General features: G+C 35.3%; 19 protein-coding genes. 15 read left to right on the top strand and 4 right to left on the bottom strand.

Going from position 1 to position 19,067, the window contains the following annotated elements:
* Positions 1-2: 2 nt before the first annotated feature.
* From JN09_RS00285 to recD2, 4 genes are read left to right on the top strand one after another with little or no spacing between them, the layout of a single operon-like run.
* Positions 3-1,862 (top strand): NAD(+) synthase, encoded by a 1,860-nt coding sequence (locus tag JN09_RS00285; protein ID WP_204431797.1) that lies wholly within the window; start codon positions 3-5, stop codon positions 1,860-1,862.
* The gene (gene mnmA / locus JN09_RS00280) at positions 1,859-2,989 is read left to right on the top strand and encodes a tRNA 2-thiouridine(34) synthase MnmA (RefSeq protein ID WP_204431796.1); all 1,131 of its coding nucleotides are present in this window, start codon (positions 1,859-1,861) and stop codon (positions 2,987-2,989) included. Before JN09_RS00285 ends, mnmA begins: the two co-directional genes overlap by 4 nt.
* On the top strand, positions 2,989-4,155 hold the full coding sequence (locus JN09_RS00275) for an MFS transporter (protein ID WP_204431795.1): 1,167 nt from the start codon (positions 2,989-2,991) through the stop codon (positions 4,153-4,155). The genes mnmA and JN09_RS00275 overlap by 1 nt, the downstream gene beginning before the upstream one ends.
* Positions 4,152-6,356, top strand: coding sequence for an SF1B family DNA helicase RecD2 (gene recD2, locus JN09_RS00270; protein WP_204431794.1), 2,205 nt, complete (start codon positions 4,152-4,154; stop codon positions 6,354-6,356). Before JN09_RS00275 ends, recD2 begins: the two co-directional genes overlap by 4 nt.
* Before the next feature lie 39 nt (positions 6,357-6,395).
* Here the strand turns inward: recD2 and JN09_RS00265 are convergent, their stop codons facing one another.
* From JN09_RS00265 to JN09_RS00250, 4 genes are all read right to left on the bottom strand, one after another.
* On the bottom strand, positions 6,396-7,064 hold the full coding sequence (locus tag JN09_RS00265) for an MIP/aquaporin family protein (protein ID WP_204431793.1): 669 nt from the start codon (positions 7,062-7,064) through the stop codon (positions 6,396-6,398).
* A gap of 150 nt (positions 7,065-7,214) precedes the next feature.
* Positions 7,215-7,778 carry a DUF2179 domain-containing protein gene (locus tag JN09_RS00260; RefSeq protein ID WP_204431792.1) on the bottom strand — a complete coding sequence of 188 codons (564 nt, stop codon included), beginning with the start codon at positions 7,776-7,778 and terminating at the stop codon, positions 7,215-7,217.
* A gap of 60 nt (positions 7,779-7,838) precedes the next feature.
* Positions 7,839-8,552 carry a pseudouridine synthase gene (locus JN09_RS00255; protein ID WP_204431791.1) on the bottom strand — a complete coding sequence of 238 codons (714 nt, stop codon included), beginning with the start codon at positions 8,550-8,552 and terminating at the stop codon, positions 7,839-7,841.
* Positions 8,539-9,039, bottom strand: a complete 501-nt coding sequence (locus JN09_RS00250; RefSeq protein ID WP_204431790.1) for an NUDIX domain-containing protein — start codon at positions 9,037-9,039, stop codon at positions 8,539-8,541. Before JN09_RS00250 ends, JN09_RS00255 begins: the two co-directional genes overlap by 14 nt.
* A 151-nt stretch (positions 9,040-9,190) precedes the next feature.
* Between JN09_RS00250 and JN09_RS00245 the strand changes: the two genes are divergently transcribed.
* The 11 genes from JN09_RS00245 to JN09_RS00195 all read left to right on the top strand — a co-directional run bounded on the left by JN09_RS00245 (position 9,191) and on the right by JN09_RS00195 (position 19,063).
* Positions 9,191-11,353 (top strand): sensor domain-containing diguanylate cyclase/phosphohydrolase, encoded by a 2,163-nt coding sequence (locus JN09_RS00245; protein WP_204431789.1) that lies wholly within the window; start codon positions 9,191-9,193, stop codon positions 11,351-11,353.
* A 13-nt stretch (positions 11,354-11,366) separates the two neighbouring features.
* Positions 11,367-12,743: a GGDEF domain-containing protein gene (locus JN09_RS00240; protein ID WP_204431788.1), complete on the top strand. Its 1,377-nt coding sequence runs from the start codon at positions 11,367-11,369 to the stop codon at positions 12,741-12,743.
* 27 nt (positions 12,744-12,770) lie between these two features.
* Entirely contained in the window at positions 12,771-13,199 is a 429-nt protein-coding gene (locus tag JN09_RS00235; protein WP_204431787.1) for a hypothetical protein, read from the top strand.
* A 183-nt stretch (positions 13,200-13,382) separates the two neighbouring features.
* Positions 13,383-14,462, top strand: coding sequence for a Glu/Leu/Phe/Val family dehydrogenase (locus JN09_RS00230; RefSeq protein ID WP_204431786.1), 1,080 nt, complete (start codon positions 13,383-13,385; stop codon positions 14,460-14,462).
* Between the two features lie 11 nt (positions 14,463-14,473).
* Positions 14,474-14,698 (top strand): 4Fe-4S dicluster domain-containing protein, encoded by a 225-nt coding sequence (locus JN09_RS00225; RefSeq protein ID WP_204431785.1) that lies wholly within the window; start codon positions 14,474-14,476, stop codon positions 14,696-14,698.
* Positions 14,691-15,758 (top strand): 3-methyl-2-oxobutanoate dehydrogenase subunit VorB, encoded by a 1,068-nt coding sequence (locus tag JN09_RS00220; RefSeq protein ID WP_204431784.1) that lies wholly within the window; start codon positions 14,691-14,693, stop codon positions 15,756-15,758. Before JN09_RS00225 ends, JN09_RS00220 begins: the two co-directional genes overlap by 8 nt.
* Complete coding sequence (locus JN09_RS00215; RefSeq protein ID WP_204431783.1) at positions 15,755-16,498, top strand: thiamine pyrophosphate-dependent enzyme; 744 nt, start codon at positions 15,755-15,757, stop codon at positions 16,496-16,498. The genes JN09_RS00220 and JN09_RS00215 overlap by 4 nt, the downstream gene beginning before the upstream one ends.
* Complete coding sequence (locus JN09_RS00210) at positions 16,491-17,018, top strand: 2-oxoacid:ferredoxin oxidoreductase subunit gamma family protein (RefSeq protein ID WP_204431782.1); 528 nt, start codon at positions 16,491-16,493, stop codon at positions 17,016-17,018. The genes JN09_RS00215 and JN09_RS00210 overlap by 8 nt, the downstream gene beginning before the upstream one ends.
* 49 nt (positions 17,019-17,067) lie before the next feature.
* Positions 17,068-17,532 (top strand): NUDIX domain-containing protein, encoded by a 465-nt coding sequence (locus JN09_RS00205; protein ID WP_204431781.1) that lies wholly within the window; start codon positions 17,068-17,070, stop codon positions 17,530-17,532.
* A 93-nt stretch (positions 17,533-17,625) separates the two neighbouring features.
* Positions 17,626-18,330: an ABC transporter ATP-binding protein gene (locus JN09_RS00200; protein ID WP_204431780.1), complete on the top strand. Its 705-nt coding sequence runs from the start codon at positions 17,626-17,628 to the stop codon at positions 18,328-18,330.
* Positions 18,320-19,063, top strand: coding sequence for a hypothetical protein (locus JN09_RS00195; protein WP_204431779.1), 744 nt, complete (start codon positions 18,320-18,322; stop codon positions 19,061-19,063). Before JN09_RS00200 ends, JN09_RS00195 begins: the two co-directional genes overlap by 11 nt.
* The last annotated feature ends 4 nt before the right edge of the window (positions 19,064-19,067 follow it).

Below are 19,067 nucleotides of genomic sequence, written 5' to 3'. Positions count from 1 at the left end.
CTATGTATAAAAACGGATTTTTAAAAGTTGCTTTAGTGACGCCAAAACTAGAAGTAGGACATCCAAAATTTAATGTAGATGAAATGCTTCTTGCTTTAAAAGAGATTAAAGCAGGACTTGTTTTGTTTCCAGAATTATCGATTACTGGCTATTCTTGTGGTGATCTTTTTTATCAAGAAGAGTTGATTATCCAAACCAAAAGAGAACTTCAAAGATTTTTAAAAGAGAATAGTTTTAATGGGATTGTCGCCGTTGGATTACCTCTAGATATTGAAGGTGTACTATACAATGTTGCTTGTGTAATTAGAGGCAACGAAATTCTTGGGATTATCCCTAAAAAGTACTTACCTAACACCAATGAATACTATGAAAAAAGATGGTTTAATTCAGGCTTAGACATTAGACTAAAGGAAGTCACGCTTTTCAATAAGCGCATACCATTCGGAGACATTTTGTTTGAAGATAAAGATAAAGACATTCGTTTTGGTGTTGAGATTTGTGAAGATATGTGGACAAACTTCTCACCAGGTAATGCCTTATCGCTTATGGGTGCGAACATGATTTTAAATCTTTCTGCCTCTACAGAGTATTTATACAAAAACGAGACTAGAAGAATGGTAGTTGTGGAAAACTCTAGACGTAATTCAGGAGTATATTTATATGTTTCATCAGGAATGTTAGAATCGTCAAGTGACACGGTGTTTTCTGGACATAATATGGTCGCTATCAATGGTGATTTGAGAGAAGAAGCTTTTTTCAATACACCAGAAACACAAGTTTTAATAACTGAGATTGATTTCGGTGAAATAAACTTCAAACGTAGACATGATAACAATCTTAAAGATTCTTTACATAGAGAACAATTTGATATCATTAGAGTATCCATTTCGTTTCCTATAACAGAAGTTTTTCACTTTCATAAAAAACTAAATCCTTATCCTTTTGTTCCAAGTGAACATCCAATAAGAGCATTCAATGACATTAAACGCATTCAGACCCAAGCACTTGCTAAACGATTATTGCATTTAGGCAATCAAAAGCTCATTATTGGTGTTTCTGGAGGTTTAGATTCTACATTGGCTTTATTGATTGCTTCAGATACAATGAAGTTTTTAAACAGACCAGCGACCAATATCATTGGGGTAACTATGCCAGGACTAGGTACATCCAGTAGAACCAAGCAAAATGCGATTCTATTGATGGATAAATTAGGAATTACCCAATTAGAGAAATCCATTGTTGAAGAAACCTTAACTCATTTTAAAATGATTGAACAAGATGAAAACAAAACGGATATTACCTATGAAAACACCCAAGCAAGAATAAGAACAATGCTTTTAATGAACCTTGCAAATAAGGAAAATGGCATTGTACTAGGTACGGGTGATTTGTCAGAAATCGCTTTAGGATTTATGACTTATAGTGGTGACCAAATGAGTATGTATGGCATTAATGCCGGATTGCCAAAGACATTGGTCAAATTTATGGTTAGTGAGTATGCGAATGAGTATAAAGAACTTAAAGAAATATTATTAGATATTGTTGATACACCAGTTTCACCTGAACTTATTAAAGATCAGGTCACAGAAGACATTATTGGAAAATACATGATCAATGATTTTCTGTTATATCGATTATTAAAATGTGGAGATGACCATACTAAAATGGCTTTCTTGTTAGAAGAAGTGTTTGGGCTTGATTCCGTGACCGCTATTGATAAATCCAAGGCGTTCATGAACCGTTTTTACGCTCAACAGTTTAAACGACAAGTACTACCTGACGGGCCAAAAGTACTGGATATTTCCTTATCCCCAAGGGGCGATTTTAGATTGCCTTCAGACATAAAGGTTGTGATTAAATGAAGAAAGTTATATTAGGATTAAGTGGTGGTGTTGATTCAAGCGTAGCCGCAGTCATTTTACTCGAACAAGGGTATGATGTTGAAGCGGTTTTTATGCGTAATTGGGACAGCGCAGCCAATCAAGATGTTTACGGGAATCCTACCGTTAATGATGAAATATGTGCTCAAGAAGTGGATTATATGGATGCCAAAAAAGTGGCAGACCAACTTGGTATCAAACTACATAAAGTGGATTTTACTGAGGAGTATTGGAAACAAGTCTTCACCTATTTTTTAAATGAATATGAACGTGGTAGAACACCAAATCCAGATATATTATGTAACACAGAAATTAAGTTTAAGGCTTTTTTAGACTATGCGAAACGCCTAGATGCAGACTATATAGCAATGGGACACTATGCCAAAACTGAAGTTAGAAATGGTCATACCGTACTTGCAAGATCCAAAGATCAAAACAAGGATCAAACGTATTTTCTATCACAATTAACAGAGAGTCAAATCGAAAAAGCTCTGTTCCCATTAGGAGATATTGATAAGAAAGACGTTCGTGAGATTGCGAAAAAACATAATCTAGCAACTGCAATCAAGAAAGATTCTACAGGTATATGTTTTATCGGAGAACGTCATTTTAACGCCTTTTTAAGCAATTATATCTATAAGAAATCTGGCGACATGAGACGTTTAGATGGGACATTTATTAAAAAGCACGATGGATTAATGAATTACACAATCGGACAACGAAAAGGTCTAGGTATTGGTGGGCTTAAAGAATACGATTTAGAACCATGGTTTGTGGTTGGTAAGGATGTTGTTAACAACGTTTTGTTTGTTGAACAAGGCTTTCACCATGATTATCTATACAGCGATGCTTGTATCGTAACCGATGTAACTTGGCGTGGAGACCGTTCTTTAGAAGGAAGAAAATTCACAGCTAAGTTCAGATATCGTCAAGAAGATAACGATATCGAATTAAGATTTATTGATGATAAAACCCTAGAGGTTAGATACCCACAAACTGTAAGAGCTGTAACCCCTGGGCAAGCTTGCGCAATCTATGAAGGTGACGTTTGTGTGGGCGGCGGATTTATTGATACCGTCTATAGAAATAGTGAAAAGAGAAATTATTAATGCGTAAAGTTTGGATACTGTTTGGGTTTTCCATGCTCGTTGGATTAAGCATGAATCTTGCCCATCCTGTAACGCCAGCACATCTAAGATCGATTAATGTTGATTCGAGTTTGTTTGGTATTATATTCGCGAGTATGAATTTAGGACAATTTATTATGGCTCCATTTTGGGGCAATTATGGCGATTCTAGAAATAGAAAAGCCGTTTTAATTATCGGCCTTATGGGATACGGAATTAGTCAGGCACTCTTTGGTTTGTTTGTTAATATCTATTTAATTATTTTGGTTCGTTTTACAGCCGGTGTCTTTGCAAGTGCGGTCATATCTAATGTGCTTGCTCACATTAGTGTAAATGATGACTTTAAAGACAGTAAATCCAAAATCATATCTTTGATAGTTGCCTTTAATGTTATTGGATCGACATTAGGCTACTATATTGGCGGTTTTATTGGCGATTTCTTCGTAGGAAAAGAATATGTCTTGATGTATATTCAAGGGGCATTTAACATTCTATTAGCGATTGTTTCTATTAAACTGGTTAATGTGCATGAACCTGTCAAAATAGCCTCAGCAAGACAAAGTGCGTTTAAACAGTTAGCTCAATTAAGAAAACTCTCTAAACCCCTGTTTTTGCTTGTTATTATGATGTCAATTATTTCAATTGCTCAAACGAATTTCTCGAAGTATGTTGATTTATACATGACAGATATTGGCTATAAATCTAGCGATATTGGTTCGATTGTATTCGTTACAGGTGTGGTTGTATTAATTGTTAGTTTTCTAGTTGTTCCAAGACTATCCTCTCGATTTAAAGACACACATATCCTTGTATTTTCAGTACTTGTACAAGCAATTTTCTCATTTTTGACGTTTGCATTTGATCAAAGTTACTTCTTGATATTTGCCTATAGTTTCTACCTCATATACATAGCTGGTAAAGCCGTTTATGAACCAACTGTTGCATATCATTTATCTACATACAAAGATGTATCCCCAGGCATTTTGATGGGTGCGAGAACCAGTTCAATTGCGCTTGGTGCGATTATTGGACCTGTTTTGGCAGGATTCTTTTACGATGATTTAGGTCATTATATGTTCATGATTTTATCGATACTATTGTTGATGTCTAGTGTCGTACTTTACTTTTATCAAAGGAGACGAACATGATTACACTTACAGGCAACATTACACATTACTTATTCAGAAATGAAGACAACGGTTTTAGTATTGCTAAAATTGTCCTTGAGAACATGGATGAAGTCATTATTACTGGTTACTACCCAGAACTGTCTAAAGAAGTGACTTATACATTTGTTTGTGAAGAAACCAGTCATCCTAAGTATGGTATCCAGTACAAAGTGGTTTCTTTCAATAAGGCAGAAGTCCAAAACAAACAAGGACTAATCAGCTATTTATCCAGTGATTTATTTACTGGAATCGGCCCTACTAGAGCAAAGAAAATAGTCGATACGCTTGGTGATGATGCCATTAAGAAAATCTTGAATGATAAAACAACTCTTCTTAATATGGGGTTAAACCGTCTTCAAATTGAACGTTTCTATAAACAACTTTATGACAATCAAGTAGTTGAACAGACCCTAGTATCGTTATATGGGTTTGGCTTGACATCAAAAATGGCTATGAAGCTCTATTCTAAGTATGGAAGTGATGCCTTAGATGTCATTAAAGAAAATCCTTATCGACTAATTGACGATATTGAGGGGATTGGATTTAAACGGGCTGACCAACTTGCAATGACCTTTGGTATGAACCCTACAGATTCTCGAAGAATCGAAGCTTTATTACTATTTGGGATTAAAACCGTTTCCTTACAAAAAGGAGATACCTATATTAAAGACCATCAACTCGTTGACGCTGCTAAGGATATGATTGATGAAACCATAGATGAAAATAATCTATTAGAGGCACTTAAATCTTTGATAGATTCTGATAGAATCATTAAGGATAAGGATAAATATTATTTAGAATCTATCTATAACAGTGAATCCTCGCTTGCCAATGAACTTAAACGTCTAAAAACGGACATTGAAGCCATTGATGAAACAGAAGCAGATAACCTGGTTTGGCTAACAGAACAAAAGCTAGGAATTACGTATTCAGAGAAGCAAAAAGAAGCGATTAAAAGCGCACTATCCAGTTCGATTTCTGTAATTACAGGCGGACCTGGTACAGGTAAAACTACAATTATCCATGGATTGCTAGAAATCTATGCGATTAAAAATGATATTGATTTAGAATTAGAATCAGCCAGTGAATCCATTTTACTAATAGCTCCAACAGGAAGAGCCGCAAGACGTATGCAGTCTGTAATGTCGATGAAGGCACTTACAATCCATAGAGCGTTAGGGTATAACTATGAAGGTGTATTTTACTATAACGAGATCATTCAATTGCCACATCAATTAATCATTATCGATGAGGCATCAATGATTGATATATTTCTAGCAGAAAACCTCTTTAAGGCAATAAAATCTGGTGCACAGGTTGTCATAGTTGGGGATGAAGATCAGTTGCCATCTGTTGGCCCTGGTCAAATACTTGCAGACATAATTTCATCAAAGTTCATGCCAGTCATTGCGTTAAAAGAAATCCATAGACAAGCAAAAAACTCCGGCATCATCGATTTAGCTCTAAAAGTGAATAACCAGTCGGTATCGGACTTAGATTATGAGTCGAAAGAAGATATAAAATTTGTTTCAAAAGGGGAGTCTGGTGTATTAGACATTATCATCGGAACCATTGATGAAGCACTTGATATGGGGTATTCGTTGAAGGAAGATATTCAAGTATTAATCCCAATGTATAAAGGACCATTGGGAATTGATGCCGTTAACCTTGCCTTACAAAGACGATATGCTGATTTAACTAAAAAGAAGATTACTTATGGTGATAAAACTTATGTTATTGGCGATAAAGTCATTCAACTTTCCAATAATCCTGAAAAAGGCATTATGAATGGGGATATCGGTATCATCAAAGACATTTCAAAAGACCCTAATGATCAAGATATTTTATACATTGATTTCGACGATCATGTTGTGACAGTTTCAAGAGCGGAACTAGATGATATTAATCTAGCTTATGCAATCAGCATTCATAAATCTCAAGGTAGCGAATACAAAGTTGTTATCATGCCACTTGTAAGAGGCTATCAGAGAATGCTTAGAAAAGAACTTCTTTATACTGGCATAACTAGAACCAAGACACACTTAACTCTGGTGGGGGATTTATCTTTGATAGAAAAAGCGTCTAAAGTACTCAATGAAAAACGTCAAACAACGCTTGATGAATTCTTATCGACCAATAAAAAAGAGGATAAAGTATTATCCCCTTATGATTTCTTATGAAAAATGAGCACTCGATAAAGTGCTCATTTTTCTATATAATTACTTAAGAATTTTTTGAACCAGATGTGCTAAATAGCCACCAATTAGTGGTCCAACGATGAATATCCAAACTTGTTCGAGTGCTTTACCAGCTTGTAGTATCGCTGGTGCAAGTGATCTTGCAGGGTTAACACCTAAACCGGTTAATTGGAATCCGAAAATAATGATTAGTGTTAATGTTAACCCAATAATTAAACCGGAAACAACAGACGATTTTTCTTTGGATGTAACTTGTAGAATGACTGTAATGAAGATGAATGTTAAGAATACTTCAACCAATAGTCCAACTAGTAGTTCAGCAAATCCTGTATTAGGAAGTGCAGTTGAAACTAGGTTTGAACCTAAGTTTGAATTTGATCCAACAATCACTAGTACCATTGTTGAAGCCAGTAATGCCCCAACCAATTGGCTAACAACATAGTATAAGAATTCTATACCTGTAATACGCTTTTCTAAGAATGCAGCAAGCGATACTGCAGGGTTAAAGTGCCCACCAGACACGTGTCCTACTGCATTTGCCATAACAACTACGGATAAGCCAAATGCTAAAGCTGTGAATAGAATATTTAATCCACCTAAGTGACCTGTTGTCACTGCGACACCTGTACCGAATAATACAAGTACAAATGTACCTAAAAATTCTGCAAATAGTTTTTGATATAATTTCATTTTTTTAATCTCCTTTATGAGCATTCTAGCACAGCACAACTAGCTTTTCAATCTAAGTGCTTAAGGCGGGGAAATAATTCAAAAAATAGGATATCTATCTATTTAAAACAGAATAAACGTAAAAAAAACTAAGGCATTTAGCCTTAGTGGTTATTTGAAAAGTTTTCTAAGTGGCATAATGTAGCCACCAGTTACATTGGATATGTCATTGGACACAACCATTGCATTTGGGTGTATTTCTCTGATGCTGTCAATGACTGAGACAACGCTCTTACGATTCGCAAATGTGATTAACACCATTCGTTTCTCATCTTTCCCAATGGCATCAATGGTTGTAACACCATACCCTAGATTCCTTAGATGATTCGCAATTTTCTTCCCATGACCGAAATCTGTAATCGTTTGAATTTGAACTTTACCAAAGGCAAGTTTTTGTTCTATAAGTGATCCAACAAAAACCCCAGCAGCAAATCCAAAGCTATAAACAATACCCTTCATAGGCGATTCACTTATTCCAGTTATGACTCCGCTGGCAATAAATACCCATAAGATAATCTCGATTAACGCAAGTATAGTTCCTAACTTACGGTATCCTTTTGAGATTAAAATAATGCGCATTGTACCTATTGATACTTCTATAATTTTTGCTAAAAAAATCAACAACAGTTCCCAAATTGAAGTCACTGTTAATATGTGTATAAAGTTATCCCACATGTGTCTCACCCACCTTATATAATTGTAACATAAGAGATTATTTAATTTGTAATAATTTGGTTAAATCGGTTTATTGCAGGATGCTCTTAGTAAGTTAACTTCTTCAAGAGTTAATTCTCTAAAGGACCCCTTTTTTAGTGTTTCATCCAGTTTGATTGGCCCAAAGGTCACCCTCTTTAAATAGGTTACTTTCATGTCTAAACTTTGAAACATTCTTTTGACTTGATGAAACTTACCTTCTTTGATGGTTAAGTAAGCCTTGTTACCTTCAAGTTTTTCTATTTTTGAAGGCATGCATAAATACCCATCGTCTAACGTTATTCCAGTCTCAAATAAAGATTGGTAGATTTGTTTATAGTCGCCTTCAAATTCGACATAATAGGTTTTCTCAACATGGTATCTAGGCGATAAGAGTTGATGTGCTAATAGACCATCATTGGTCACGATTAGAAGACCTTCAGTATCAATGTCTAGTCTTCCTACTGGAAATGTTTGAAAGGCTTCATAGCCTACCAATAAAGACTTTGTAGTTTTATGGTAAGGGTCATAGTTCGAGCTGATGACGCCATCAGGTTTATGTAACATTAAATAGACATATTGTCTGTAATTGGTTAAAGAGCCTTCTAATAGGATTTCGTCTAACGCCTCATCAATCTTTTTGTCTTCTTTTAGTATAATTTCACCATTTACACTTACAAGGCCTTTTTTTATAAGTTGTTTTACTTCAGTACGTGTGCCATAACCAGCATGGGCAAGGTATTTATCGAGTCTCATCATAAGATAAATAGGCTTTATATAACATTAAAGCCACTCCTTTTTGATTAAGTAATGATTCATCTAAAGGCAATTTCACCCAAAAAGCATCATCCACTTCAAAAGATAACACAAAGGGTTCTTTGATGACTTTTGAAACATACAATAAAAACAAAGTATCCAATCGTTCATGGTATTCACTCTTTATGAACTTCAACTCATTAACGGTTTGACCAATTTCTTCAAACACTTCACGTTTAACGGTATCTTCTGCAGATTCACCTGGTTTGTAATATCCAGCAACAAACACATAAAAATCTTTAGAAACATAATTTTGTTTCAGCAAAGCTACTTCATTTAGTTCATTGATAACCATGGTCAAAATACATACACTAGATGATTCGAATATTGGCTTTTTACAAGAATCACAATAAGGGACGAGGCCTTCATCGCCGATCCGTTTTTCAGTCAGTCTTGTTCCACAATGTGGACAGAAAAGTGCTCTCATATAGATAAATCCTCCATCTCTATTTTACCAAAAACAAATGGATTTCGATAGATAACAAAGCCATATTAAAGAAATTCATGTTGTAAAAACGCTTTGTTTAACTTATAATGAATTTGTTAGACTACAATATAGGATAAAGAGGATCAATATAGTGGATGATTTCGTATTTGAAAGAATTATTAACGAGTGTCAGATAGCCTACGCTAGATGCGAAATGGTCTATTCTGAAGATAAACCAATTGATTACCGTTATTTAGAGGCTAATCAGGCATTTTATAACCTGTTGAGAACATCTGAATCAGAACTAATTGGACAAAGCATGAAGAGTTTAAAGCACAAAGACCCAAAAGAAGTAGATGGTTTCATCGAACAGATTTTTGAGGTATCCAAGAAGGACTTAAAAGAGTTTAACTATTATCATAAGCAATTTGAGCAAACGTTTAAAGTGAATATCATTGGACACAAAGGAAATGAGTTTGTGTTAGTGGCAGAGCAATGCGAACCTTTTGAAGATGCCTATAAACATTTACAAGAAGAGCATCATTTGATTATGAATTCGATTGCAGAAGGCATTATGGTTGTGTCCCAAGAACACAAAGTTGTCTCACTAAATCAAAGCGCATTGTCTATTCTAGGCTATATTTCTGAGTCTAGTGTTATTGGCGTTAATATTTTCAATTTATTGTTTGCACATTTAAAAAACATAATCAGATCAAAGTTCAGTGCTTTGCTCGATAGGGTGCCATTTTACAATCAAACCACGAAGTTCATTAAGAGTGATGGGACGTGGATTGATGTTACGTTTAGTGTCACTAGAAGAACTAAAGGGAATGCTACCATAGGCTATGTGATGTCTTTCCAAGATGTCAGTAAAGAAAAAGAATTAGAAAACCAACTTAAAATATCCGAAGACATCAAATCTATTGCATTAAATCATTTACCAGGTCTAATTTATCAATCGCTTCCAGATGAATCGAGAACAATTACATTTGTGTCTCATGGGGTATATGAGTTAACAGGTTATACTAAACTTGAAATGGAAAACGAAGCGCCATTTAATTATTCCCGAATCGTTCATCAAGACTATCAACAAGAAATTTGGACCGATTGGCAAAACTCAATTCAAACTGGTAATGAGTTTGAGAAAGAGTATATGATTGTAACTAAAGAAGGAAAATCAAAATGGGTTTACGAAAAAGGTAAACCAATTTATAGTCAAAGTAATGAAGTCGTTGCCATTGAAGGGATCATTATTGATTTAGATAAGCGTCGTCAAAAAGACATAGAGATTGAGCACTTAATGTATCATGACCGATTGTCTGGACTTAAAAACAGGTTATATTTCGACCATATGCTAAATAAATATGTTGAGGAAGCTAGATACCCAATCGGAATCATGGTAGCGGACTTAGATGGCATGAAATTTATCAATGATGTTTTTGGAAGACAATTTGGCGATAAAGTCATTGAAGAGTTTGCTAATGTCTTAAAAAAATACGAAAAAGATGGTGTGGTTGTAGCTAGATCTGGTGGAGATGAGTTTTCATTAATACTACCTCATAGCGAAGCTTCTAACACCTATGAAGTCATGATAAACATCCAGGAAGATGCCAAACAGTTTATCTATAAGTCTGATATAAAAGACTTTCAACTCTCGGTTTCAATGGGATTTGAAACTAAAGTGAATGATTCAGAGGACATGCAAACCATTATTAAGTCAGCTGAGGATTACATGCATAGAAGAAAGCTGATTGCCAGAGCTCAAAATAATCGCGATTCATTGTCATCTATAAAAGCAACGATGATGGCAAACTCGCAAGAAACACAAGATCACATGGAGCGAATGGGCAGTATTGCACTCCAAGTTGGCGATAAGTTAGGCTTAAAACAAAACACGATGGATGATTTATATCTACTCGCTTTGCTTCATGATATTGGTAAAGTGGGCGTTCCATCAAATATCATCAATAAACCAGGGAAATTAACAGATGAAGAGTGGAAAATAATGAAAACCCACCCTTCCATCGGATATCAAATAGCAATGAGCAGCATTGATCTCAAATCCATCGCAGAAGGCATACTCTCACATCATGAAAGATTTGATGGCACAGGGTATCCTGATGGGTTAAAAGGCAAGGAAATTCCATTGATTTCAAGAATCATCTCAGTCATTGATACTTATGATGCGATAACTCAAGATAGACCTTATCGCAAAGCAAGAAGTCATGAAGAGGCGATATTAGAAATAAAGAAATGTTCAGGTACACAGTTTGATCCAGATATCGTCGAGGCATTTATCGGCATATTTGCATAAATGAGGTGCTTTTATGGAAAAACTATTGAAACGCATGATTGTAATCATAGTTATTTTCACTGTTGGCCTCACCCTTTTATCAATGTTTGGAATCTATAGTCCACTTCAGCGCACGATTCAACGTGAAAAACAAAAGAACTTTAGTACAACAGCTAGAATCTACAAAGATACGCTTGATGCATTCTTCAAAAATGCTCATGAAAAAGCCAATCTCATAACCAGTGACTATTACACCAAAAATACATTGAGATCCTTTAAGGATGGCGAGCTCACAAACCAAGAAACAACCGCTCTATTCGAGACGGCTTTTTCTGTTACTATGTCGAATATTTCCAATCTATCTTATGCTGAAATAGTATCAGGAGATACCTCAATCATTGCCTACGGATCAGTCAATGATGATTATCTAGATTCTCTTGAAATCGATTATTATGAAATAGGCATTATTCAAAATGAAGATAAATACAATGCAATCATCGTCTATCCAATCTATTCACCTGTGGATTCATCGATGACGGGAAGACTAATCATGGAATATGACTTAACTCAATCGATGTCTAGTTTATTTATATCTCAGTATAGCTTCGCCCTTAGTAATCAAAGAAGCCATAATGATTACATCATAAATAAGTCTAGTGATATTCGTAGTAATGGATCCACACTATACTTGACAGGAGATAGACTTTATTATCTAGGAAAGTTTGAGTATGCAAACATCTACTATGCGATTAGCATTAATAGTAAGGCCTTGTATGGTGTGATTGATACAAGCGTAAAATTTAGTTTGCTAACAATTATCTCAATTACATTAGTAGCATTCTTATTACTGAATGCATCAGTTTTCAAAAAGATGGCTACGTTATTAAAGAAACACAAAGTTCAAAGTGATGCCATTATGAAAATAGCGGATTATGACTCGATGACTAAAGCCTATTCTCGCAGTTATTTTGATCGATATGTTGAGAATTTTCATGCCATGTATGATTCTAACTGGAGCGCTTCTTTAGTTATGATTGACTTTGATAACTTAAAACTAATCAATGACCAATTTGGGCATATTGCGGGGGATACCGTATTAAAGATTACTTCAAAGATTATCCTTGATAGTTTGAGAAAAAATGACTTGTTGTTTAGATTCGGTGGAGATGAGTTTGTCTTAATCCTAGAAGATTGTGATCTTGTATTAGCTAAGAAGATTGTCTCAAGAATTATTTCAGAGATATCTAGGGAAAACGACTCATCCAATTACCCAATTGCCATCTCTTATGGGATAAGTCTTTTAATGTATGATTCGGAGATTATGACTGTCATTAATGAAGCAGACAAGATGATGTATAAAAACAAAAATAGGAACCAAGAGAAGAAATACGACCTCTTTAGCATCGAATAGTTGTAAAATAGAAGTAGGAGGGATGATATGAGAAAAAATATTCATTTAGTACTTTATAGTCTATTTTCAGTATTTTACTTGCTACAGTTGATTCAATTTCTACTTTTAGATGGCATTAATGGACCCTATCCATTCTTACTATCAATGATTGTGTTTAATGTGGTATTCATAGTAATCTCAAAGGATAAACCAAATGATATTGCCTTAGGGAGTCAAGTTGGGTATTTCATTTGGTATAGCATCGTGTTCTTCACTAGTAAACCTGATGGCCCTTTTATCACGCTAGGAATTGATATGTATTATTTCGTTATTAAAGTAGGTTTTACCCCTGCTGAACTGGTTGCTTTCACAGAATATTTCGAATCTGTATTGGCGGCGTCTGTCTATTTATTACCATTTGTCTTTATTGTGAATGTAGATTTCTTTAAGACGATATTTTCTAAGAAAAACGCATAAGATATATCTTTTTGTAAAGTCCAATTTCGTATAACAACGAAAATGGACTTTATTTGATTATAAAGATGTATAAAAATATTCTATGTGTAAATTTTTTGAATAAGATAAAAACCACTAAGAGAAGCGTTATAACTTATGTTATAATACAAATGTAAACGCTTTTATTTGCGAAGGGAGAATAATATGAGTGATTTTAAAGTATTTGATTACATGGCAAAGCATGAGTTTGAACAAGTGGTTTATTTTTACGATCGTACGACAGGTTTAAAAGGGGTAACAGTGATTCATAATACAACATTAGGGCCAGCCCTTGGTGGTACTAGATTATGGAATTATGAGTCAGAAGATGATGCTGTTCTTGACTGTTTGAGACTAGCAAGAGGTATGACTTATAAAGCCGCAGCTGCAGGGTTGAATCTTGGTGGTGGCAAAACGGTTTTAATCGGTGATGCAACCAAAGTCAAAAGTGAAGCCTATTTTAGAGCACTTGGAAGATATGTTCAATCATTAAATGGTAGATACATTACGGCAGAAGACGTAAACACAAACACTAAAGATATGAACTATATCCACATGGAAACTGATTATGTTGTAGGTCTTGAAGGCAAATCAGGCAACCCATCTCCAATTACTGCGCTAGGTGCTTTTTATGGCATTAAGTCAGCATTAAAACAGAAATTCGGTTGTGAAGATATTTCTAAGTATACATTTGCGATACAAGGAGCAGGACAAACTGGCTATTATTTAACCGAGTACTTATTAGAAGAAAATGCTAAAAAAATCTATTTTTCAGAAATAAATCCAAAACACATAGAACGTATGAAACAAGAACATCCAGAAGTAGAATTTGTTGATCCAGACAAATTATTTGGTCTAGATGTTGATGTATTGTCACCGTGTGCTTTAGGTGGCGTCTTAAATTCAGATACCATTCCTCAAATTAAAGCTAAAATCATCGCTGGTACAGCGAACAATGTCTTATTAGATGAAGATACACATGGAAATATGATCAAAGAAAGAGGTATTTTATATGCCCCAGACTTTGTCATAAATGCAGGTGGACTCATTAACGTGTATTATGAGTTAATGAATCAGCCAAAAGAAAAAGTATTGGCTGACATTAAGTTGATATATGATCGTTTATTGGAAATCTATCAAATCTCTGAACAAGAGAACATTCACACACAATTAGCAGCAAAAGTATTTGCTAAAAAACGTATTCAGACTATTAAGAATTTACACGATAACTATATTCCAAGATAGGAGGAACCCCTTTGAAAAAGTATTACTCTTTGGATTTTAACAATGAGTTTTGTAAGGGCTGTGAGTTATGTGTAAATAACTGTCCAGTCAAAATACTAGAAATGTCTACAACAAGAATAAACCAATCGGGTTATCAACTAGTAGATGTCACTGATATTGATAAATGTATTGGTTGTGCATTTTGCGCAATGATTTGCCCAGATTCTGTCATTAAGGTGGAAACGAGAGATGTCTAAGAAACTAATAAAAGGAAATGAAGCCATCGCTTTAGCTGCTGTTAAAGCAGGTGTTGATGCGTTTTTCGGATACCCAATAACACCACAAAATGAAGTGCCTGAGTACTTATCGAAATACTTACCAGAAGCTGGGAAAGTGTTTTTACAAGCTGAATCTGAAGTAGCAGCCATCAACATGGTTTATGGCGCAGCTGGTGCAGGAAAACGTGTAATGACTTCGAGTTCTAGTGTAGGGATTGCTTTAAAACAAGAAGCGATTTCTTATATTGCTGGGGCAGAATTGCCGTGTTTAATTGTTTCTGTTATGAGAGGTGGACCAGGACTAGGTGGTATTCAGCCATCTCAAGCCGATTACTATCAGGCAACACGCGGAGGTGGAAACGGGGATTATCACTTATTGGTAATTGCGCCGGAATCGATTCAAGAAACCGTAGACAGTATTAAAGAAGGGTTTGATATTGCAGATCAATATCGAAACCCTGTAATGATATTGGTCGATGGGTTAATTGGTCAAATGATGGAATCCGTAGATTTGGATAAACCAGTGCCAACAAGAGACATGGTATCTAAACCTTGGGCAACCACTGGAACACAAAACCATCCAGGTAGAAATGTTATCTCTAGTTTATTCTTAGACCCTCAAGCCTTAGAAGAACATAACTTAAAACTTAAAGCGAAATATGATCTAATGAAACAACATGAGGCTCGTTACGAACTCATTAATATGGACAATCCAGATTACGTTATCGTTGCCTATGGGACAACGGCTCGTATCGCTAGAAGTGCCATTGAAATGCTTAAAGATGCTGGCATTAATGTAGGCATGATTAGACCTATTACGGTATGGCCATTTCCTAAAAAAGCATTTGATCTTATTCCAAATACTTGTAAAGGCATACTTGTAACCGAAATGTCCTTAGGCCAAATGGTGGATGACGTTGAAATTGCGAACAAGGGCAGATTCGAAGTGGCATTTTATGGTAGAACCGGTGGTGTTGTCATCGATCCAACAGAAATTCGTGATGCCATCATAAACTTTAAAAAGTGGGTGAGAGAATGATTAGATACGAAAAGACAACTGGTCTAACAGATAAAAAAACTCACTATTGTCCTGGCTGTACTCACGGTATTTTGCACAAAATTGTCGCAGAAGTCATGGTTGAACTAGGTATTTTAGAAAAAACTGTTGGGATTGCTTCTGTAGGATGCTCCGTATATTCTTATGAATACTTCAACTGTGATATGCAACAAGCCCCACATGGCAGAGCTTGTGCAACCGCAACAGGTATTAAACGCGTCTTGCCAGATAATGTGGTGTTTACCTATCAAGGAGATGGTGATTTAGCATCTATTGGAATCGCAGAAACCATTCATGCGGCTAACCGTGGTGAAAACATTACTGTAATCTTCGCAAATAACGCAACCTATGGCATGACAGGTGGACAAATGGCTCCAACCACTTTGGTAGGTCAAAAAACAACGACTTCACAAACTGGAAGAGACCCGAAAACTCAAGGATATCCTATTAAGGTATCTGAGATGCTTCAACATTTAGAAGGCGTTGCCTATGTTGAAAGGGTTTCGTTGACTGGGGCACAAAGTGTTAATAAAGTTAAAAAATCAATCAAAAAAGCTTTTCAATATCAATTAGAAGGCCGCGGATTCACAATGATAGAGGTGTTATCAACCTGTCCAGTTAACTGGGGTATGGGGGCAGCTGAAGCCATGAAATGGGTTACTGATAATATGGTTCCAGAATTCCCTCTTGGCGTGTATAAGGATGTGGGCAAAAATGACTAAGACCATTCGAATCGCTGGATTCGGCGGGCAAGGCGTTATGTTATTAGGTCAAGTATTAGCTTACAGTGCAACCCTAAAAGGGTTAAACGCAATTTGGGTTCCAACCTATGGACCAGAAACGAGAGGCGGGACTGCGAATTGTATGGTTACAATCTCAGATGAACCCATCTACTCACCAGTATTTAAGGATTCTGACGACTTAATCGTACTAAACGAACCAAGTTACTTAAAGTTCAAAAACACCCTTAAAAACAAGGGTTACATGCTTTATAATGAGTCATTAATCCATCTTCAAAACCCCAACTCAATCACGGTAGCTGGGATTAAAGCCAACGATCTGGCAAAAGAGCTAAATGAACCTAAAACCATCAATATGATTCTATTGGGTAAATACCTCAAAGATACTAATCTCTTTAAAAAGGAAGATGTGATTGAGGCACTCAAGTATTACTTTGGTTCAAAAAAAGAACACTTAATTGAAATTAATAAAAAAGCAATAGACCTCGGCTTCGAGGCATAGAGATCGAACCTACACGGTTATTCGTGTAGGTTTTATTATAGGAGGGAAAATGGACTACATTAAAACGATTCGTTCCATTGTCGGACACGAACCAATTAGAAGCGTTAGTACAGGAATTATTATAGAAAATGAGCTAGGAGAAATCCTACTTCAAAAGCGGAGTGATAATGGTTTATATGGTATTCCTGGAGGGTCGTTAGAACTAGATGAAAAAATCATAGATGGACTCAAAAGAGAAGTATTTGAAGAAACAGGTATTCGTGTTAATAACCCTAGATTAATAGGGATATACTCAGGTAATGAACAAGCATTTTGTTATCCAAATGGAGACATTACCTTTTATGTTTCATTTGTATTTTATGAGCGGATTCCAACACCGAAACTTTCACTAAATGAAGAGTCGCTAGCCTTAGAATTTTTTCCTAAAAATGCGATTCCAATTAACATTACACCTACCGATTTAAAGTGTATTAGAAAATGGGTATCGGGAAACTTTGATTTAGAAATGGATTAGTTATTACTGTCTAACCGGAAAAGATGTACTTTTCTGTAGTGATTTGATATAATTAACATAAAATTACGATTTAATTAAATAAGGAGAGTTATTATGGAAGAAATGATTAAGATTTCAAACTTAACGAAGCGATATGGGACGCTTAATGCGATAGATAATATCAACTTAACACTCGAACGCGGGAAAATAATTGGGATTTTAGGCCCAAATGGATCAGGAAAAACCACATTAATTAAGATCATCACAGGTTTGATAAAAACATATGAGGGTGAAGTGTTGGTTGATGGAAAGAATATATCAAATGAATCCAAGGCGAGTGTGGCATACTTACCAGACCAACTTTATTTTGATTCATGGATGCGAATCAAGGACTTGAAAAAGTATTTTAAAGATATGTTCGAGGATTTTGATGAAAATAAATTCGAAGAGTTAACGAGAAAGTTTAAAATTGAAGATAGACATCTCATTAAAAAACTATCTAAAGGAAATCAAGAAAAACTCCAACTAGCCCTTGTTTTGTCAAGAAATGCGAAAATCTACATTTTTGATGAGCCAATTGGCGGTGTGGACCCAGCCTTAAGAGAAATCATCTTAGAAACCATTATGTCTTATCGAAATCAAGATGCAACTGTGTTACTTTCTACGCATCAAATATACGATGTTGAATCCTTATTCGATGAAGTGGTCTTCTTAAAATCCGGACAAGTGTTATTACACCGAAATACAGATGAACTTGTCAGTGAGGCAGGAAAGTCACTGTTAGAAGTGTTTAAGGAGGCGTTCAAATATGTTGTTTAAGTTAATGAAACATGAGATTTTATCAAGTTATCGTCTATTTATACCTCTGTATATCGTAAGCATTATCGGAAGTGGACTATTGGCTGTTTCGGTAGAAATTGAATCGGATTTACTATTAGCACTGTCAGTTTCCATGATCGGATTAATTATGATTCTTTTAGCTATTTTTACACTATATACCATTATGATCAATTTCGGTCAAAGAATGTTTGGTAAGCCAGGGTATTTACTATTTACTACACCATCCACAACACTACAAATTATCAGTAGTAAAGTGATTATTAACTTGATGTGGCTTATACTATCCTTTATAGCTGGTGTTATAAGTGGGGTCGTGTTCTTAGCGGTGTTCTTAGAAAATGATTTCTTTGTAGCGGTAGAGTCTATTTGGCGAAATATCGCTGACCAACCTCAAGATTTTATAAGAGTACTAATTAGTTTATTGATGACCGGATTATACTCGGTTACCTTCATATTATTTTTGTTTTCTCTATTAAATCTAATCTACAAAGGAGAAAGAAAAATAGTCGTTGGCGTTATGCTTTATCTAGGGTTATCTATTTTGATGAATGTCATATCGAAACTCATATTCGGAAGTGTTTCTAATGCGTCAATACTCGGGATTACTTCAAGTGAGATGTTTTGGCAATCCTCGCTGTTGAACTTAGTATTTTCTATAGCATTCTTTGTATCGTCATACTTTATTATCGAGAAGAAGTTAGAATTACAATAAATGA

Origin of the sequence: Paracholeplasma morum (assembly GCF_016907055.1) — a bacterium.
GTDB classification, from domain to species: domain Bacteria; phylum Bacillota_I; class Bacilli_A; order Acholeplasmatales; family UBA5453; genus Paracholeplasma; species Paracholeplasma morum.
This window is presented reverse-complemented; position numbering and strand designations above follow the sequence as displayed.

What these genes read in the sequence shown, in the direction of transcription:
- JN09_RS00195 (WP_204431779.1), top strand. Translation starts at nt 18,320, where the DNA reads ATGTTGTTTAAGTTAATGAAACATGAGATTTTATCAAGTTATCGTCTA.
- JN09_RS00210 (WP_204431782.1), top strand. Translation starts at nt 16,491, where the DNA reads ATGACTAAGACCATTCGAATCGCTGGATTCGGCGGGCAAGGCGTTATG.
- JN09_RS00275 (WP_204431795.1), top strand. Translation starts at nt 2,989, where the DNA reads ATGCGTAAAGTTTGGATACTGTTTGGGTTTTCCATGCTCGTTGGATTA.
- JN09_RS00215 (WP_204431783.1), top strand. Translation starts at nt 15,755, where the DNA reads ATGATTAGATACGAAAAGACAACTGGTCTAACAGATAAAAAAACTCAC.
- JN09_RS00255 (WP_204431791.1), bottom strand. Translation starts at nt 8,552, where the DNA reads ATGAGACTCGATAAATACCTTGCCCATGCTGGTTATGGCACACGTACT.
- JN09_RS00205 (WP_204431781.1), top strand. Translation starts at nt 17,068, where the DNA reads ATGGACTACATTAAAACGATTCGTTCCATTGTCGGACACGAACCAATT.
- JN09_RS00230 (WP_204431786.1), top strand. Translation starts at nt 13,383, where the DNA reads ATGAGTGATTTTAAAGTATTTGATTACATGGCAAAGCATGAGTTTGAA.
- JN09_RS00200 (WP_204431780.1), top strand. Translation starts at nt 17,626, where the DNA reads ATGGAAGAAATGATTAAGATTTCAAACTTAACGAAGCGATATGGGACG.
- mnmA (WP_204431796.1), top strand. Translation starts at nt 1,859, where the DNA reads ATGAAGAAAGTTATATTAGGATTAAGTGGTGGTGTTGATTCAAGCGTA.
- JN09_RS00285 (WP_204431797.1), top strand. Translation starts at nt 3, where the DNA reads ATGTATAAAAACGGATTTTTAAAAGTTGCTTTAGTGACGCCAAAACTA.
- JN09_RS00260 (WP_204431792.1), bottom strand. Translation starts at nt 7,778, where the DNA reads ATGTGGGATAACTTTATACACATATTAACAGTGACTTCAATTTGGGAA.
- JN09_RS00240 (WP_204431788.1), top strand. Translation starts at nt 11,367, where the DNA reads ATGGAAAAACTATTGAAACGCATGATTGTAATCATAGTTATTTTCACT.
- JN09_RS00265 (WP_204431793.1), bottom strand. Translation starts at nt 7,064, where the DNA reads ATGAAATTATATCAAAAACTATTTGCAGAATTTTTAGGTACATTTGTA.
- JN09_RS00235 (WP_204431787.1), top strand. Translation starts at nt 12,771, where the DNA reads ATGAGAAAAAATATTCATTTAGTACTTTATAGTCTATTTTCAGTATTT.
- JN09_RS00220 (WP_204431784.1), top strand. Translation starts at nt 14,691, where the DNA reads ATGTCTAAGAAACTAATAAAAGGAAATGAAGCCATCGCTTTAGCTGCT.
- recD2 (WP_204431794.1), top strand. Translation starts at nt 4,152, where the DNA reads ATGATTACACTTACAGGCAACATTACACATTACTTATTCAGAAATGAA.
- JN09_RS00250 (WP_204431790.1), bottom strand. Translation starts at nt 9,039, where the DNA reads ATGAGAGCACTTTTCTGTCCACATTGTGGAACAAGACTGACTGAAAAA.